The organism is Bacillus sp. 3255 (assembly GCF_031456485.1).
Taxonomy (GTDB): Bacteria; Bacillota; Bacilli; order Paenibacillales; family NBRC-103111; genus Paenibacillus_E.
The window spans coordinates 559,509-574,080 of record NZ_JAVDUS010000001.1 but is presented as its reverse complement, the minus strand read 5'-3'; the positions used below and the strand labels follow the sequence as shown (position 1 = coordinate 574,080).

General features: G+C 35.0%; 9 protein-coding genes. All 9 read left to right on the top strand.

The annotated features are described in order from the left end of the window. Position 1: 1 nt before the first annotated feature. The 9 genes from J2X61_RS02410 to J2X61_RS02370 all read left to right on the top strand — a co-directional run bounded on the left by J2X61_RS02410 (position 2) and on the right by J2X61_RS02370 (position 14,560). A complete protein-coding gene (locus J2X61_RS02410) occupies positions 2–5,002 on the top strand; it encodes a glycosyltransferase (RefSeq protein ID WP_310185581.1) in 5,001 nt (1,666 codons plus the stop codon). Beyond that, positions 5,003–6,853: an asparagine synthase (glutamine-hydrolyzing) gene (gene asnB, locus J2X61_RS02405; RefSeq protein WP_310185580.1), complete on the top strand. Its 1,851-nt coding sequence runs from the start codon at positions 5,003–5,005 to the stop codon at positions 6,851–6,853. It begins immediately after the preceding gene. A gap of 13 nt (positions 6,854–6,866) precedes the next feature. Next, positions 6,867–7,808 (top strand): NAD-dependent epimerase/dehydratase family protein, encoded by a 942-nt coding sequence (locus J2X61_RS02400; protein WP_310185579.1) that lies wholly within the window; start codon positions 6,867–6,869, stop codon positions 7,806–7,808. A gap of 18 nt (positions 7,809–7,826) precedes the next feature. Further along, positions 7,827–8,927: a hypothetical protein gene (locus tag J2X61_RS02395; RefSeq protein ID WP_310185576.1), complete on the top strand. Its 1,101-nt coding sequence runs from the start codon at positions 7,827–7,829 to the stop codon at positions 8,925–8,927. An 18-nt stretch (positions 8,928–8,945) separates the two neighbouring features. Continuing rightward, on the top strand, positions 8,946–10,259 hold the full coding sequence (locus J2X61_RS02390; protein WP_310185573.1) for a UDP-glucose dehydrogenase family protein: 1,314 nt from the start codon (positions 8,946–8,948) through the stop codon (positions 10,257–10,259). Positions 10,260–10,277: 18 nt separating this feature from the next. Next, complete coding sequence (locus tag J2X61_RS02385) at positions 10,278–11,102, top strand: hypothetical protein (protein WP_310185570.1); 825 nt, start codon at positions 10,278–10,280, stop codon at positions 11,100–11,102. A gap of 91 nt (positions 11,103–11,193) precedes the next feature. Beyond that, positions 11,194–12,468 carry an MBOAT family O-acyltransferase gene (locus J2X61_RS02380; RefSeq protein WP_396135388.1) on the top strand — a complete coding sequence of 425 codons (1,275 nt, stop codon included), beginning with the start codon at positions 11,194–11,196 and terminating at the stop codon, positions 12,466–12,468. 16 nt (positions 12,469–12,484) lie between these two features. Further along, the gene (locus J2X61_RS02375; protein WP_310185568.1) at positions 12,485–13,639 is read left to right on the top strand and encodes an alginate O-acetyltransferase AlgX-related protein; all 1,155 of its coding nucleotides are present in this window, start codon (positions 12,485–12,487) and stop codon (positions 13,637–13,639) included. A gap of 177 nt (positions 13,640–13,816) precedes the next feature. Continuing rightward, positions 13,817–14,560 (top strand): sugar phosphate nucleotidyltransferase, encoded by a 744-nt coding sequence (locus J2X61_RS02370; protein ID WP_310185565.1) that lies wholly within the window; start codon positions 13,817–13,819, stop codon positions 14,558–14,560. The last annotated feature ends 12 nt before the right edge of the window (positions 14,561–14,572 follow it).

The window sequence follows — 14,572 nt, the reverse complement described above, 5'->3', positions numbered from 1 at the left end:
GATGCTTAAGTATGATCACGAATTAAATCTTACAGAAGAGAATTCTCCTTCAATTATTTTGCGTCAGATTACTCCTAATAGCCGGGTTTTAGAGTTCGGGCCAGCTACTGGTTATATGACTCGATATTTGAAGGAGATATTAAATTGTTATATTTCATGTATTGAAGTTGATCCCAATTCTGCGGAAATATCTGCCCAATTTTGCGATGATATGATAGTTGCAGATTTGGATGAGATGTTGTGGTTGGATAAATTACATGATCAAAGATATGACTTTCTTATATTTGCGGATGTGTTAGAGCACTTGAAGAATCCTTGGAAAGTACTTAATGCTGCAAGTAAATTGCTTAGCGATACCGGTCGTATAATAATTTCAGTTCCGAATGTTGGGCATAATGCTATTGTTATGAGTTTAATGCACGGGGAATTTGAATATAAAAAGCTTGGACTGTTAGATGAAACACACTTGCGATTCTTTACCAGAAAAAGTCTCCTCCAATTGATCGACTCTGCTGATCTGGCTCCTGTAATTCTAAATGCAACTATAAGTACACCTGAGTTGACCGAGTTTAAACAATCATATATAGATTATCCAAAACAGGTACGTGATTATTTATTATCATCTAGAGACGGCCATGTATACCAGTTTATTTTCACTTGTAAGAAAAAAGATAATATAACATCGGAAGATAACTGTATTGATTTAATTGCAGAAACTGAGATTTCTACTTCACCAGTTTTCTTTCAAGTATATTGGCAAGAAAATGGGCAGTTTAATGAAAGAAGTTCGGCTATTGTCCAATTTAATACTGAAAACGAAATGGAATATTTTCAAATAGAATTGCCAAAAGGATATTCAGGGGATTTGCGGATTGATCCAACGAACATCCCAGCTTTTATACAAATAGATTCCATAAGAATATATGATTCAAATTTGATCGAACTAAAAACTTTTCAATCTCAAGAGATTAACTTCTCAGAAGATATAATAAAGATAAGTGAAAAAAGTAGTCAGATTAAGTTGCTCGCGACCAGTAAGGATCCACAAATATATGTAAGAATAGAAGATGAAGCAGCAAGACTCAAAGTTGCAATAAAATATAGTGAAGATTCACCGCACCATTTGTTTGAAGAACTTCAAGATCAAAACTATCAACTTAAGATAACATCTGATCAGTTATCCGAAGAAAAAAAACGGTTTGCTAAAATAAAGAGTGAAATTGATGAGCTCCAAACAAAATTTGATTTTAAGGTTAAAAAACTAAATGAAATTCAGGCAGAACATATAATTTTGATTTCAAAAATCGAAAATCTGAAAGACGAAAATGAAAAGTTTCATGTTAATAATTTCAAGATACAAAAGAGATTGGATTCTGCAACAGTTTCGTTAAAACAGTTAGAGACAGAACTTCACGATAAAGTAACATTGATTGATAATATCTATTTATCATTTTCTTGGAAGATAACAAAGCCTTTTCGTACTTTAGGCAAAGTAATAAGGAATCCGAAAGCTTACACACGCAGTTTAACTGATTTATTTATTCGGAAAAGTTATGATTTAAAGCTAAAGGTTGTAGCAGAGCTTGAAAAAACTAAAGAATCGGAATGGAAATCTACGGGGACAGATCCTCAATTTCATCTTGTTGGGAGATATCCAGTGGGTTGGTCAAAGTTAACATTAGATATTACTCCTATTGGTTCCACTCAAGGGAAAATGAGGTTATATCTCGATAAAGGCCGTTCATTTAATGAGGCAGATAGTTATGGAATGGGTAATATAGGTGCCAAAAATAAACACTATATTCATTTTGATGCTAATTTATTTAATTTGAGATTTGACCCTATAGAATCCGAAGGGGAATTTACACTTTCTGGGGTTAGATTAACTCGGGTTTCTAGACTTGAAATTATATTAGATAATACTTTTAATCATTTTAAGACAAAGATTCGTAAATGGTTTGGCTTTTCCAAATATGCTATCACCAAAGCACGTGACTGGAGAACGCAAAGAGGCAGATATCCGAATCTGAATGAAATACCTGACTTGGCTAGAAAAGCAATTCACAAATGGAGAACAAACCAACATCATATTCTTAATGATCAGATTCTCCCACCTTCTGGTTTTGTATTAAGTCAAACATTAGAAAGTTATCAAGCTTGGTTAGAGGTCAATGAATGGAATAATCGTAGGGAAAGTTTGCTCAATTCAAAACTAAATCAAATGGCACATATGCCAAAATTAAGCATTGTTATGCCTGTTTATAATCCACCTATTGAGTATCTAGATCAAGCTATTGAAAGTGTTCTTCAGCAGCGGTATTCCAATTGGGAATTGCTAATTGCTGACGATGCCAGTCCTGATCCTAACATTAGACCTGCTTTGGAAAAATGGGCTGAAAAAGACGATAGAATCAAAGTTAGATATCTGGAGTCTAACGGTAATATTAGTGTTTCTTCAAATGCAGCAGCAGAATTAGCAACCGGTGATTACATCATCTTAATGGATAATGACGATGAACTGACCCCAGATGCTCTGGCAGAGGTTGCTTTATATGTCGCGGCTAATCCAAAGACTGATGTGTTATATTCAGATGATGATAAAATCGATACTAGGGGAAGCAGATTTGCTCCTCAATTCAAACCTGACTGGTCACCTGAGCTCCTTCTTTCGTATATGTACTTTAGTCATATACTTGTAATAAGAACCTCACTGTTTAAACAAGTAGGAGGTTTTAGAAGAGGGTTTGAAGGATCTCAAGATTACGATCTTGCACTTCGAGTAACCGAGAAAGCAAGACATGTTGGCCATATTCCTATGGTACTCTATCATTGGAGGGTTCTTCCGAATTCGACTGCATCATCTGGAGCAGCTAAACCAGAAAGTTTTGAGGCGGGTAGGAAGGCTGTTCAAGAAGCATTGGAGCGCCGTGGAATTAACGCTAAAGTATATCAACCTGAATGGGCTCTGAAAGCAGCTTGCGGTATATATTCTCATGAATTTTATGATTATGGACCCAGTGTAGCAATTATTATCCCAACAAAAAATCAATATAAGATACTTAAAGCATGTATTGATTCTATTAGGAAAACGACCTACCAGAATTACCAAGTATACATTATTGACAATGATAGTGATGATCAAGAAACCTTAGAATATTTAGCATCAATGCCACATACGGTTTTGAAAATATCAAATCCTAACGGTAAGTTCAGTTACGCGTATATAAACAATCAAGCAGTTAAATCAGTTAAAGAAGATTACGTGCTATTTTTGAATAATGATACCGAGGTAATAAATCCGAGATGGCTTAGTCAAATGGTTGGTTATCTATCGATAAAAGGAGTTGGTGCAGTAGGTGCTAGACTTCTATTCCCGGATGGTCGATTGCAACATGCGGGAATAACTCACGGATACTATAATGGGATGGCTGGGCCATCGTTTAAACTAATGCCTGAATGGAATAACGGTTATCTTAGCTATGCGAAAGTGTTACGTAATTCTTTGGCTGTTACAGCAGCTTGTATGCTGACTCCACGTCAATTGTTTTTGGAACAAGGTAGTTTCGATGAACAAAGATTTGCTGTTGCTTATAATGATGTAGACTATTGTTATCGACTTCATATGTCAGGATATAGAGTGGTGTATTGCCCTGACGCTGAACTAAGGCACTATGAAGGATATTCTCGTGGATTTGCAGATAATCCGGCTGAGGGCGCTGCTTTCAGAGAAGCATATGGAGAATGGGTCGATCCCTACTATAATCCAAATTTATTACTGGATAATGAGCAATTTGACATCGCATCAAAAGTAGTCATTGTAAACGAGAATGTCAGGCCGATTCGAACTTTAATGTGTGCATTTAACCTGAACTGGGAGGGAGCTCCTTATAGTCAGTATGAAATGACGGTACATTTAAAGAACAGTGGTATTATTGATCCAATCGTATATTCTCCTTATGATGGTCCACTACGAAAAGCTTATGAGGATCAAGGAATTACTGTCGAAGTATTTAACCATCCTCTAACAGGTGTATCGAATTTATATGCATATGACAATGCCATTAATCAGTTTAAACAGAAAATTCAAGGATGGAATGTTGAACTTGTTTATGGGAATACTTTGCAGACGTTCTATGCTATAGACGCAGCGAAGCTTAGTGACTTGCCAAGCATCTGGAATCCAAGAGAAAGTGAACCATGGCAAACTTATTTTAATCACTTTGGTGATGATATTGCTGCAAGGGCACTAAATTGTTTCAATTATCCGTATAAAATTATTTTTGTGGCAAATGCTACAAGAAATGGTTGTCTACCATTGAATGCTCATCATAATTTTACGACAATTCATAACGGATTAGACAGAGAACGTTTATATAAGCAAATGGATAAATGGCCGCGCACAAAAGCAAGAGAGCACTTAAATGTTGATTCAGATGAATTGATGGTTCTTTTGTTAGGAACAGTTTGCGATAGAAAAGGTCAGATGGATCTGGTAAAAGCAGTAGCTTTACTTGAGCAGGATCAGGTTAAAGCAATTAAATGTTTCATTGTTGGTGACAGACCGAGCGATTATAGTAAACAAATGCATATGTTCATTGAAGGCTTGTCCGAGGATTTCCGAAAGAAAATTATTGTAGTTCCAGAGACATCTGAAACAGCGTTGTACTATTCAGCAGCAGATATTTTTGTTTGCAGTTCAAGAATTGAGAGTTTCCCAAGAGTTATTTTGGAAGCAATGGCAAGTGGTTTGCCAATTATTACAACGCCTGCGTTCGGTATTACGGAGCAAGTACAACAAGACGTAAATGGTGTATTTTACCAACCGGGAGATGTTCAGGATTTAGCTAGGCACATTGGACGTTTTATCGAATTACCTGATTTTCGTTTGAAATTAGCACACAATAGTAAACATGTACTGAATTTACTAAATGATTATGACTCAATGGCTAAATCTTACGGACAAATATTTAGAGAAGCTTGGTTGAGTGGGAGGTCAAGATAGATGTGCGGAATTGTAGGCATCATTGATCTGGAAAGAGAATTCATATCGTCTGATTTCCTTGAAGCAATGAATCAAGTCATGTATAACCGTGGCCCTGATGGTGAGGGCCATTTTTTTGAGAAGAACATTGCGATGGCTATGAGGAGATTATCTATTATTGATTTAACCGGAGGATGGCAGCCATTTTACAGTAGAAATGACGAAGTCGTTGCTTTTCAAAATGGAGAAATATACAATCATAAAGCACTACAAAGGGAATTGGAGTCAGCTGGATTTGAATTCAAAAGTCATAGTGATACAGAAGTTTTAGCTCATGGATTTACGCAATGGGGAATAAAAGGTTTATTGGAGCGTTTGGATGGCATGTTTGCCATAGCTATCTTCGATAGACCTAAAAGAAAGTTGTATATTGCTAGGGACAGATTCGGTGAAAAACCATTATACTACTGTTATAAAAAAGGCAAGTTTGCATATGGATCTGACATGGTTTCTCTAGCTGCTTTGCCATGGGTGAACGATGAATTCAATTATACTTCTTTGTCTAGATATGTGGCACTTCATTATGTACCTGGGGAAGCTACATTATTCCAAGATATTAATAAAATTCTTCCTGGGCATTATGCCGAAATAACGGTCAATAATCCAATTCCGCAAATTGAACAATATTTTTCTTTACAAGGCCGAAAGATACAAGGTAAATCAGACGAGCAATTATTGCAATTACTTCACGAGGCTGTTGAATCTAGACTGGTTTCTGATGTTCCTGTGGGTGTTTTTTTATCAGGTGGTCTGGATAGTTCAATAGTCGCGGCTATAGCGGCAAAGCATCAACCCAATATTTGTACCTTTTCAATGGGGTTTGACTCTCAAAGCCATGATGAGAGTGAGTATGCTACCCTAGTAGCCAAGACAATTGGAAGCACACATTTTAGCTTTAAATTTAATGAAAATTCTTTTATAGATTTACTTCCTAAAGTAGCAGGTTCTCTTGATGAACCAATAGGGGACCAAGCACTACTTCCTTTATATTGGTTATGTCAGGAAGCAAAAAATCATGTTACTGTAGCTTTGGCTGGTGAAGGTGCTGATGAGATCTTTGCAGGGTATGGCTACTATCGAAGTTTTTTGCAAAACAAAACATTGAAAGACAAATTAAAGATGTGGCTTGGACGTTCGACCGACAAAGAAGAAATGTTGCAAAGGATTATATCTAATCCTGTGCCAATTACACCTTCGGGGTTTCCACTTTTAACGGATATGGAAGGTCGTAAGCGATTAATTCCTGGCATTCCCATTAATGATCCAGATCGGTGGGAGCAAAATTTAATGTCGTTATTGGCGAAAACTGATAATAAGTTACAGAGAGCCTCATTAGCTGATTTATACACTTGGCTTCCTGATGACCTTCTTGTCAAGTTCGATAGAATGGCAATGTCGCATAGCTTGGAAGGTCGTGCTCCTTTCCTGGCACCAAGCGTAGTAGAGGCAGGGCTTTATTTATCTGATTCACAAAGGATTACGAAGGAATCGAGTAAGGTTGCTCTACGAAGAGTTGCAGCAAAAATTTTGCCTCCAGAAATTCTTGAGAGACCCAAACAAGGATTCGTTCTTCCAATGAGAAAATGGATTACGCAGTGGTTTGAAGCGAATGGAAGTTATGAATACTATTTCAGGCATAAAAGAATACCGGGCTTAAATGTGGATGAGGTAATTCGGATCGTTGAAGAGGATATGGGTCATGGCATTCAAAGAGAAAGATTATTATTTGCACTTATTATGTTAGTTGAATGGTACGAATCTTTCTTAAGGCGAAAGAACGAAGTTCGATCGACTTATCTAAAATATCAATAAGGATGATTTCATAATGAAGGCTATTGTTACTGGAGTTGCAGGGTTCATCGGATCTACACTTGCACAGAAGTTATTATCAGAAGGATATTCCGTGACGGGAATTGATTCAATCACTGATTACTATTCTGCAGAAATTAAGACGAGAAACTTATTGAAAAATGTTGGACATCCCAATTTTAATTTTATTGATAAATGCATTTTAGAATTGAATTGGAAAGAATTGTACGAAAAACATGATTATGTTTTCCACTTGGCTGGACAACCTGGTGTGAGAGCAAGCTGGGGCACTACCTTCACCGTTTATACTAAAAATAATATTGAAGCTACACAATATATGCTTCAGCAAGCAATTGGAGCTGATCGTTTAAAAAAATTTGTGTTTGCTTCAACTTCATCAATTTACGGGGATGCAGAACAATTCCCTACTAACGAAAAAATGATACCAAAACCAGTTTCACCGTATGGAGTAACTAAGCTTGCTGCTGAAAATTTGTGTTATCTTTACTATCGTAATTTTAATATTCCGACGGTGGCTCTCCGATTCTTTACAGTCTATGGGCCGGGACAAAGACCCGATATGGCATTTCAGTTAATATTCTCTGCATTAAAAAGTGACCGAGAATTCACGATTTATGGAGATGGTAAGCAAACACGAGATTTCACTTTTGTAGAAGATATTGTTCAGGGAAATTATCTTGCCGCTCTCCATGGCGTGCCTGGAGAGGTTTATAACTTAGGAGGAGGTACTAGAGTTTCTATGCTCGATGTTATAAATCAAGTAGAGCTAATAACAGGGAAAAAATTGAAACTAAAATTTGGTGATAAGCAAAAAGGTGATGCAAGGGATACGTCTGCGGACATTTCCAAAGCAAATAATGATCTTGGTTATATCCCACAAGTGAAATTAAAAGAAGGATTAGAGAGACAGTGGGAATGGAATCAACATATTGAGTAAGAAAGGTAATAGTTCATCATGAGAAAGTCGAGATATAAGTGGTTAATTGCCATTTATGTAGTTGTTCTAGTAATTATTACAACGGATTACTATACAGGAGCAGCGAGGGGAAACCAAGCTACTCCTGTTCAAAATTCTATAGCTAACGGAATTGTACGATATACAAGCGATGCGTATGATGCTTTTTCCGGATGGGATTGGTTTGTAGATCCAAAAACAAGCATAGGAATTGGTGTTGCGAAAGATGGTTTCTTATCAAAATATGGTCCGAAAATTCATCCGATTGATATGAATAATCCCCAACCTTGGAGTGGTGGAGAGTATTTTTGTGATCCTGATACGATGATTTTGGCAAAAACAAAATCATCCTACAATATTGTTTATGGATCCTATTTGAATTGGGAAAAAGACAGGTATTTGAGTGATGATAAACTATTAGCTCGACAGTCTTTTAGATTCAATGCTGCTGAAGGTTTAAGAACCAACTTGTCGCCTGAGGTTACTAAGAGTGTTAGTTCTCCAAAGCTTGATATACGAGAGGATCATACATTAGTTTCGGGTAAACCATGGGTTGAAACGACAGTAACAATTACCAACAAATACCCAGAACCCGCGGATCTGCTTTATATTTACCAAGATGCTGCTTTCATGTGGTTGCCAGATCAAAATCAATCTAAAGTTGAAACGTTGATTGTAAATGCAAATAATACGATGATTAGTAATCAATTTGAATCAATTCCTACTTCTGAAAAAGTAGTAGTCGGAACGTATCATAAAGAAAAAAAGGTGTATGGCGGAATATATACAGATAACCCATATGCATTAACAGGTATATCATCTAATTATTTGTTATTTAATGAATTAGAGAATGATACAACAATTGAACGGAAATTTGTAGATTCAACTCCAAGAGACATCAATGAGACAGTGTCACTCATCGAGGAAGAAAGTAAAAAAAGTGATGGAGATTATAAGATAAGGTTTGTTGCGTTTCCAGTTATGAATCTAGAACCCGATAAGATGGTAACACTGCGCTTTTATCGGATTGCTTTCCAAGATGAGAATATTAAAGACCAGAAACAAATAGCGCAAAAGATCTTACAAAATATACCGAAATAGAATCTAGGAGGAATACCGATGAATATAGGTGTTTTTGGAGCAGGGTATGTTGGGTTGGTTACAGCAGTGTGTTTATCTGACATGGGGTATAAACTATGGGTAGTTGAAAAAGACAAAGAGAAATTAGAAAAACTGAAGATAGGAATAAATACAATATATGAACCAGGTTTAACTGAACTATTGCAAAAAAATATTCAGTTAGGTCGTATTCAATTTACAGAGGAAGGAAAATCTGTGGTTGAGAATTGTGAAATCATCTTCCTTTGTGTAGGTACCCCTTCTAGACCTGATGGGAGTGCTGATATGTCACAGATTGAAGCAGCCATGAAAGAGATCGTGGAACAAAGCGTAAGCCTTGGACAATACCGTCTAGTTGTTGTCAAAAGTACAGTTCCAGTAGGTACATCAGCATGGATGAGAAAAATAGCTACGATGTACGCGAAAGGCTCCCAACACCTGGTTGACCTTGCCTCCAATCCTGAATTCTTGCGAGAAGGGGTAGCCATTAAAGATTTTAAGGAACCGGATCGCATCGTTCTTGGTTGCACCACGGATAGAGCCAGGGAATTGTTATCAAAAGTATACGAGCCCTTCATTTGTCCCAAAATTGTTACGGACTCAAATACAGCAGAAATTATTAAATATGCTGCAAATTCTTTTTTGGCAACTAAGATATCGTTTATCAACATGGTAGCTGATCTTTGTGAATCTGTTGGTGGGGATATTTCTCAAGTGGCAGAGGGAATGGGTTACGATAACCGAATAGGCAAAGATTTTTTGAAGGCTGGTATTGGTTTTGGGGGTTCCTGTTTTCCAAAGGATCTTCGTGCATTCCTCCATATTGGAGAATCGTATAATCTAAATTTTGGTTTACTTAAGGAAGTAATTAAAATTAATCAAAGTCGACCAGAACGAGTTGTTGCTCTTCTGAAGGAGATGTTATGGGTACTTGAAGGAAAGAGAATTACCATACTCGGTTTGACATTTAAACCCAATACAGATGATGTAAGAGAATCACCAGCAGCAGGACTAATTGCAGCATTAAAAGCTGAAGGAGCTAAAATTACAGCAACTGATCCAATTGGCATTGAAAATTTCAAGAAAATGTATGTTGCGGAATCAAAAGATATTGAATTTGAAATAGATACTCTTAAATCAGTTGAAAATAGTCATGCTTTGATACTGGTAACTGATTGGAATGAATATAGTACTCTCGACTGGGTTACCGTTAAGGAATTTATGGAGCTCCCTGTTATTCTTGACGGAAGAAATCTTTTGAATGAAGACTTAATAAGAACAGCTGGATTTCAATATGCAGCAATTGGTAGATGATATAAAGGGGGGAAGGTTTTGCTATCACGCGTAACAATATTTAGCGTTATCTTTTTTATGATTCTCCCTTTAGCTGCTCTTGCTGATAATCAACCTCCAGTCGGAAATTTAGAGAGCGTCACTGTTATATCAGGAAATAAACTCCAAGTAGAAGTAATTGGTTGGGCTATTGATAAAGATGGAATAAATAAATTAAATGTTTATTTGGATGAACAATTGGTTGGGAATGCAATACATGGAATTTCAAGACCTGATGTTAGAAAAGCATATCCTGATATAAAAGATTCTGACAAAAGTGGCTTTTCATTTACTATTAATGAGATAGCGGATGGTAATCACGCTGTTAGAATTGAAATTATTTCAAACTCTGGAGCAAAGGTAGACTTAAAGAAAGATTTGATAGTAAGCTCCCAAATTATCTCGAATTTAGAATATCCATCCAAATATCAAAATATTCTACCAGCTGTTTCGAATTATGACATTCAAGGTTGGGTTATATCAGCTGATGTCAAGAACGTAGTTGTTTTTGTTGATAATGTTTTTCAGGGAAATGCTGAGTGGGGCTTAGAAAGGTTAGATGTTAATAAAGAGTATAAACAATTAAGGAACTCGTTAAATTCAGGATTTCTATACCATTTGGACGTATCCAAACTTAATCGGGGAACTCATCAAGTAGCAGTATACACTATAGACTCAGCGTTTCAACTAAAACTAGTAGGCAAATCTACTTTGATAAATAAAAGACATTATTCTTTCTTAGGAGGAATTACCTTATTATTTATTTTCTTTATATTTGCTTTCACTAAAAGAAGAGCTGAAAAAGGGGATAAGTATGCTATTTAATAGCGTTGAGTTTATTTTTATTTTTCTTCCAATTACTTTTATTTTATACTACTCTTTAGCTCGGATAAAGTATATAAGATTGGCACTTTATGTGTTGATTTTGATGTCCTTAATATATTATTCATATTGGTACCCATTTAATTTATTGGTATTACTATTTAGTATTTTATTTAACTATGCTTTTGGAACTATATTAAACAGAATTCCTTCAAAAGTTATTTTAACATTAGGAATCAGCTTTAATTTATTGTTACTAGGTTATTTTAAGTATTATAACTTTTTTATACAAAATATTAACTCCTTTACTCATCTTTCACTTCAAGCTTTAAGCATTACGTTACCTATAGGTATATCATTCTTTACATTTCAAAAGGTTGGGTATTTAGTAGATTCTTACAAACAAAAGACATCTCATTATAAGTTTTCATCATATTTACTCTTCGTTGTCTTTTTCCCGCAATTAATAGCAGGGCCGATTGTTCATCATTCCAAATTAGTTCCTCAATTTTCTGATACATCAATATTTAATTTTAACTACGAAAATATCACAAGAGGTATTTTTTTATTTACAATAGGTTTATCCAAAAAACTTTTATTAGCAGATTCTCTTGCTCCTTTAGCAAATACTGTCTTTGATAAATCAGAAGGACTTACGCTATTAGAAGCATGGGGGGGGGCGTTGAGTTACACTTTGCAACTTTATTTTGATTTCTCAGGATATTCAGATATGGCTATTGGGTTGGCTTTAATATTCAATATTAAGCTTCCTATTAATTTCGATTCACCATATAAATCATTAAATATAATTGATTTTTGGCGAAGATGGCACATTACACTATCCTCATTCTTAAGAGATTATTTATATATTAGTTTGGGGGGAAGCCGCAAGGGAAAGTTCCGAAAGTATTTAAATTTATTTATTACAATGGTTTTGGGAGGAATTTGGCATGGTGCCGGTTGGACTTATGTAATTTGGGGAATATTACATGGGCTATATCTATTAACTAATCATGCTTTCCGAGATCTTGGTTTTAAAATGAGTGCAATTCCTGCTAGAATTATGACATTATTTTTTGTTACATTAGCATGGATTTTCTTTAGAGCGAATAATTTATCTGATGCTAACAAGGTCCTTTCAGGATTTCTTGGATTAAATGGAGTTAAATTCCATAATTTAACTTATATAAATAAGCAGGAAGTAATTTTGATTATTTTCGCAGTTATTATTGTTTTGCTTCCAAACTCAAATCAAATTCTAGATAAGTTTAAACCTAATTTTAGATGGTTTGTATTTATTATGGTTTTGATGATTTTAAGTCTTTATTCCCTTAATAATCCATCGCAGTTCTTATATTTCCAATTTTAAATTAGGAGACGAATAAATGAAGAAATACCGGTTATTTTTCTGGGGCTTTCTTTCCACTATATTCATTTTTATGCTTACCAATCTTGTTATTTTTATTTTTTTTACTGCTGACACCCTTACTCCTGGTAAAGAGGTCGCAAATAATAAAGCTATTGTATATGGTGATATGGCTCGTCTCTCTTTTCTTAATACTCTAAGGAAATACGATACAATTGACCTAATGGACTCACGTGCTTATATAAAAAACAAAAATAACCCGAATTTTTCTATTGTCACTATAGGGGACTCTTTCACAGATTATAGGGATTATCACAGTAGAATTGCAAATATTTTATCAGATCAATTACATGAAAATATTTTCAATATAACAAACCAAGTATGTTATGGTATGTTTGATTTCTTAGTGAGTGACATAATAACTTCTGAGAAGAGACCTAAAGTTGTTATCTGGGAAAGTGTAGAAAGAAACGCTGGTGCTTCAGGAATGTTTGACTTAAATAATTGGGATAGGCTAATGAAAGAAGCTCAGGATCGCAAGACGAATTTAAATCTATCCTTTGAAAATAATGGATTTTACAAGAAAGAATTACAACCTAAGATATCCTTAGAGATGAATAATCCTAAAAAAACTGCAACACAATATATTCAAAAATATAATTTCCTAACCACTACGAATTTAAAGTTTCTTGCTAATAACATATCTTATTTTATATTTAATAAAACTATACCAAAAATTACATCTGTAGATCTGGCTTTTTTAAAGACGGGCCAATCTATTTTATACTATCATGATGATATTTCTTCGTATAGAAATAGCATACAGAACGTACAAAAGAATGTCGAATTTGTTAAAAAAGTAAAAGAAGTGTTGAACCAATATGGAATTGAATTAGTTTTTTATGTTGTTCCAGATAAGTATGATGCGTATCATGATTTTTTGCAAACTCAATATCAAGATCCTTATGATAATAGGTACCTTGAGGAATTGGTTAATCAGTTGAATTTAAATGATGTTAATACTATTAATGTACTTCCAGCGTTTAAGGAATATCTTGCCAAGGGAAATGATGATCTTTATTTAAAAGATGATACACATTGGAACCAACCAGCTAAAGAAATTACCTCGTCTGAGATAGGTAAGTTAATAAGTGATAAACAACTTCTTAAATAAAAAGAATTTATAGAAAACATGTCTAGTTAGTGACATTAATTATCTAATTTATAAATAATTCCAATAGATATATGATTTTGTATAGAAATTGTTCGCATGAATTATTATTATGGAATTAATAATGAAATGATGGTTGAAAGTTAATAGGAATGAACAAATATTAAGGGACGTGATAAAGTGAAAGGAATTATTCTTGCAGGTGGAACTGGATCTAGATTGTATCCGCTAACGAAAGTAACAAATAAACATTTACTTCCAGTTGGGAAGTATCCAATGATTTTTCACTCGGTGGCAAAGTTAAAGGAAGCAGATATTAATGATATTCTTATTGTAACCGGTAAAGATCATATGGGTGATGTAGTGAATCTCCTTGGTAGCGGACGAGAAATGGGGGTAAACTTTACTTATAAAGTTCAAGATGAGGCTGGAGGAATTGCTCAGGCCCTTGGTCTCGCTGAAAACTTTGTAGGGAATAGTCAGATGGTTGTTATTTTAGGTGATAATGTTTTTGAAGAGAAAATAGTTCCATTTGTAAATAACTTCAAGGCTCAAAAAAATGGTGCAAAAATTCTTATTCAAGAGGTTCAAGATCCTCAAAGATATGGAGTTCCTGAACTTCAAGGTGAGAAAATTGTTTCTATCGAAGAAAAGCCTAAATGGCCTAAGAGTAATTACGCGGTAACAGGAATTTACATGTTTGATAATTCTGTTTTTAATATTGTAAAAACTCTAAAGCCATCAGGCCGCGGTGAGCTTGAGATTACGGATGTTAATAATGCATACATTGAAAGAAACGAACTTACCTATGATATTCTTCGAGGTTGGTGGACAGATGCTGGGACACATTTTTCCTTAGCTAAGGCCAATGAATTAGCTAGAGACTTGTATTTCGGAGAAGAGTTTGGGAAACTTAAATTATAAGAGGTGCCAAAA

Coding starts and splice junctions, on each gene's coding strand:
- J2X61_RS02375 (WP_310185568.1), top strand. CDS start 12,485: ATGAAGAAATACCGGTTATTTTTCTGGGGCTTTCTTTCCACTATATTC.
- J2X61_RS02395 (WP_310185576.1), top strand. CDS start 7,827: ATGAGAAAGTCGAGATATAAGTGGTTAATTGCCATTTATGTAGTTGTT.
- J2X61_RS02400 (WP_310185579.1), top strand. CDS start 6,867: ATGAAGGCTATTGTTACTGGAGTTGCAGGGTTCATCGGATCTACACTT.
- J2X61_RS02390 (WP_310185573.1), top strand. CDS start 8,946: ATGAATATAGGTGTTTTTGGAGCAGGGTATGTTGGGTTGGTTACAGCA.
- J2X61_RS02410 (WP_310185581.1), top strand. CDS start 2: ATGCTTAAGTATGATCACGAATTAAATCTTACAGAAGAGAATTCTCCT.
- asnB (WP_310185580.1), top strand. CDS start 5,003: ATGTGCGGAATTGTAGGCATCATTGATCTGGAAAGAGAATTCATATCG.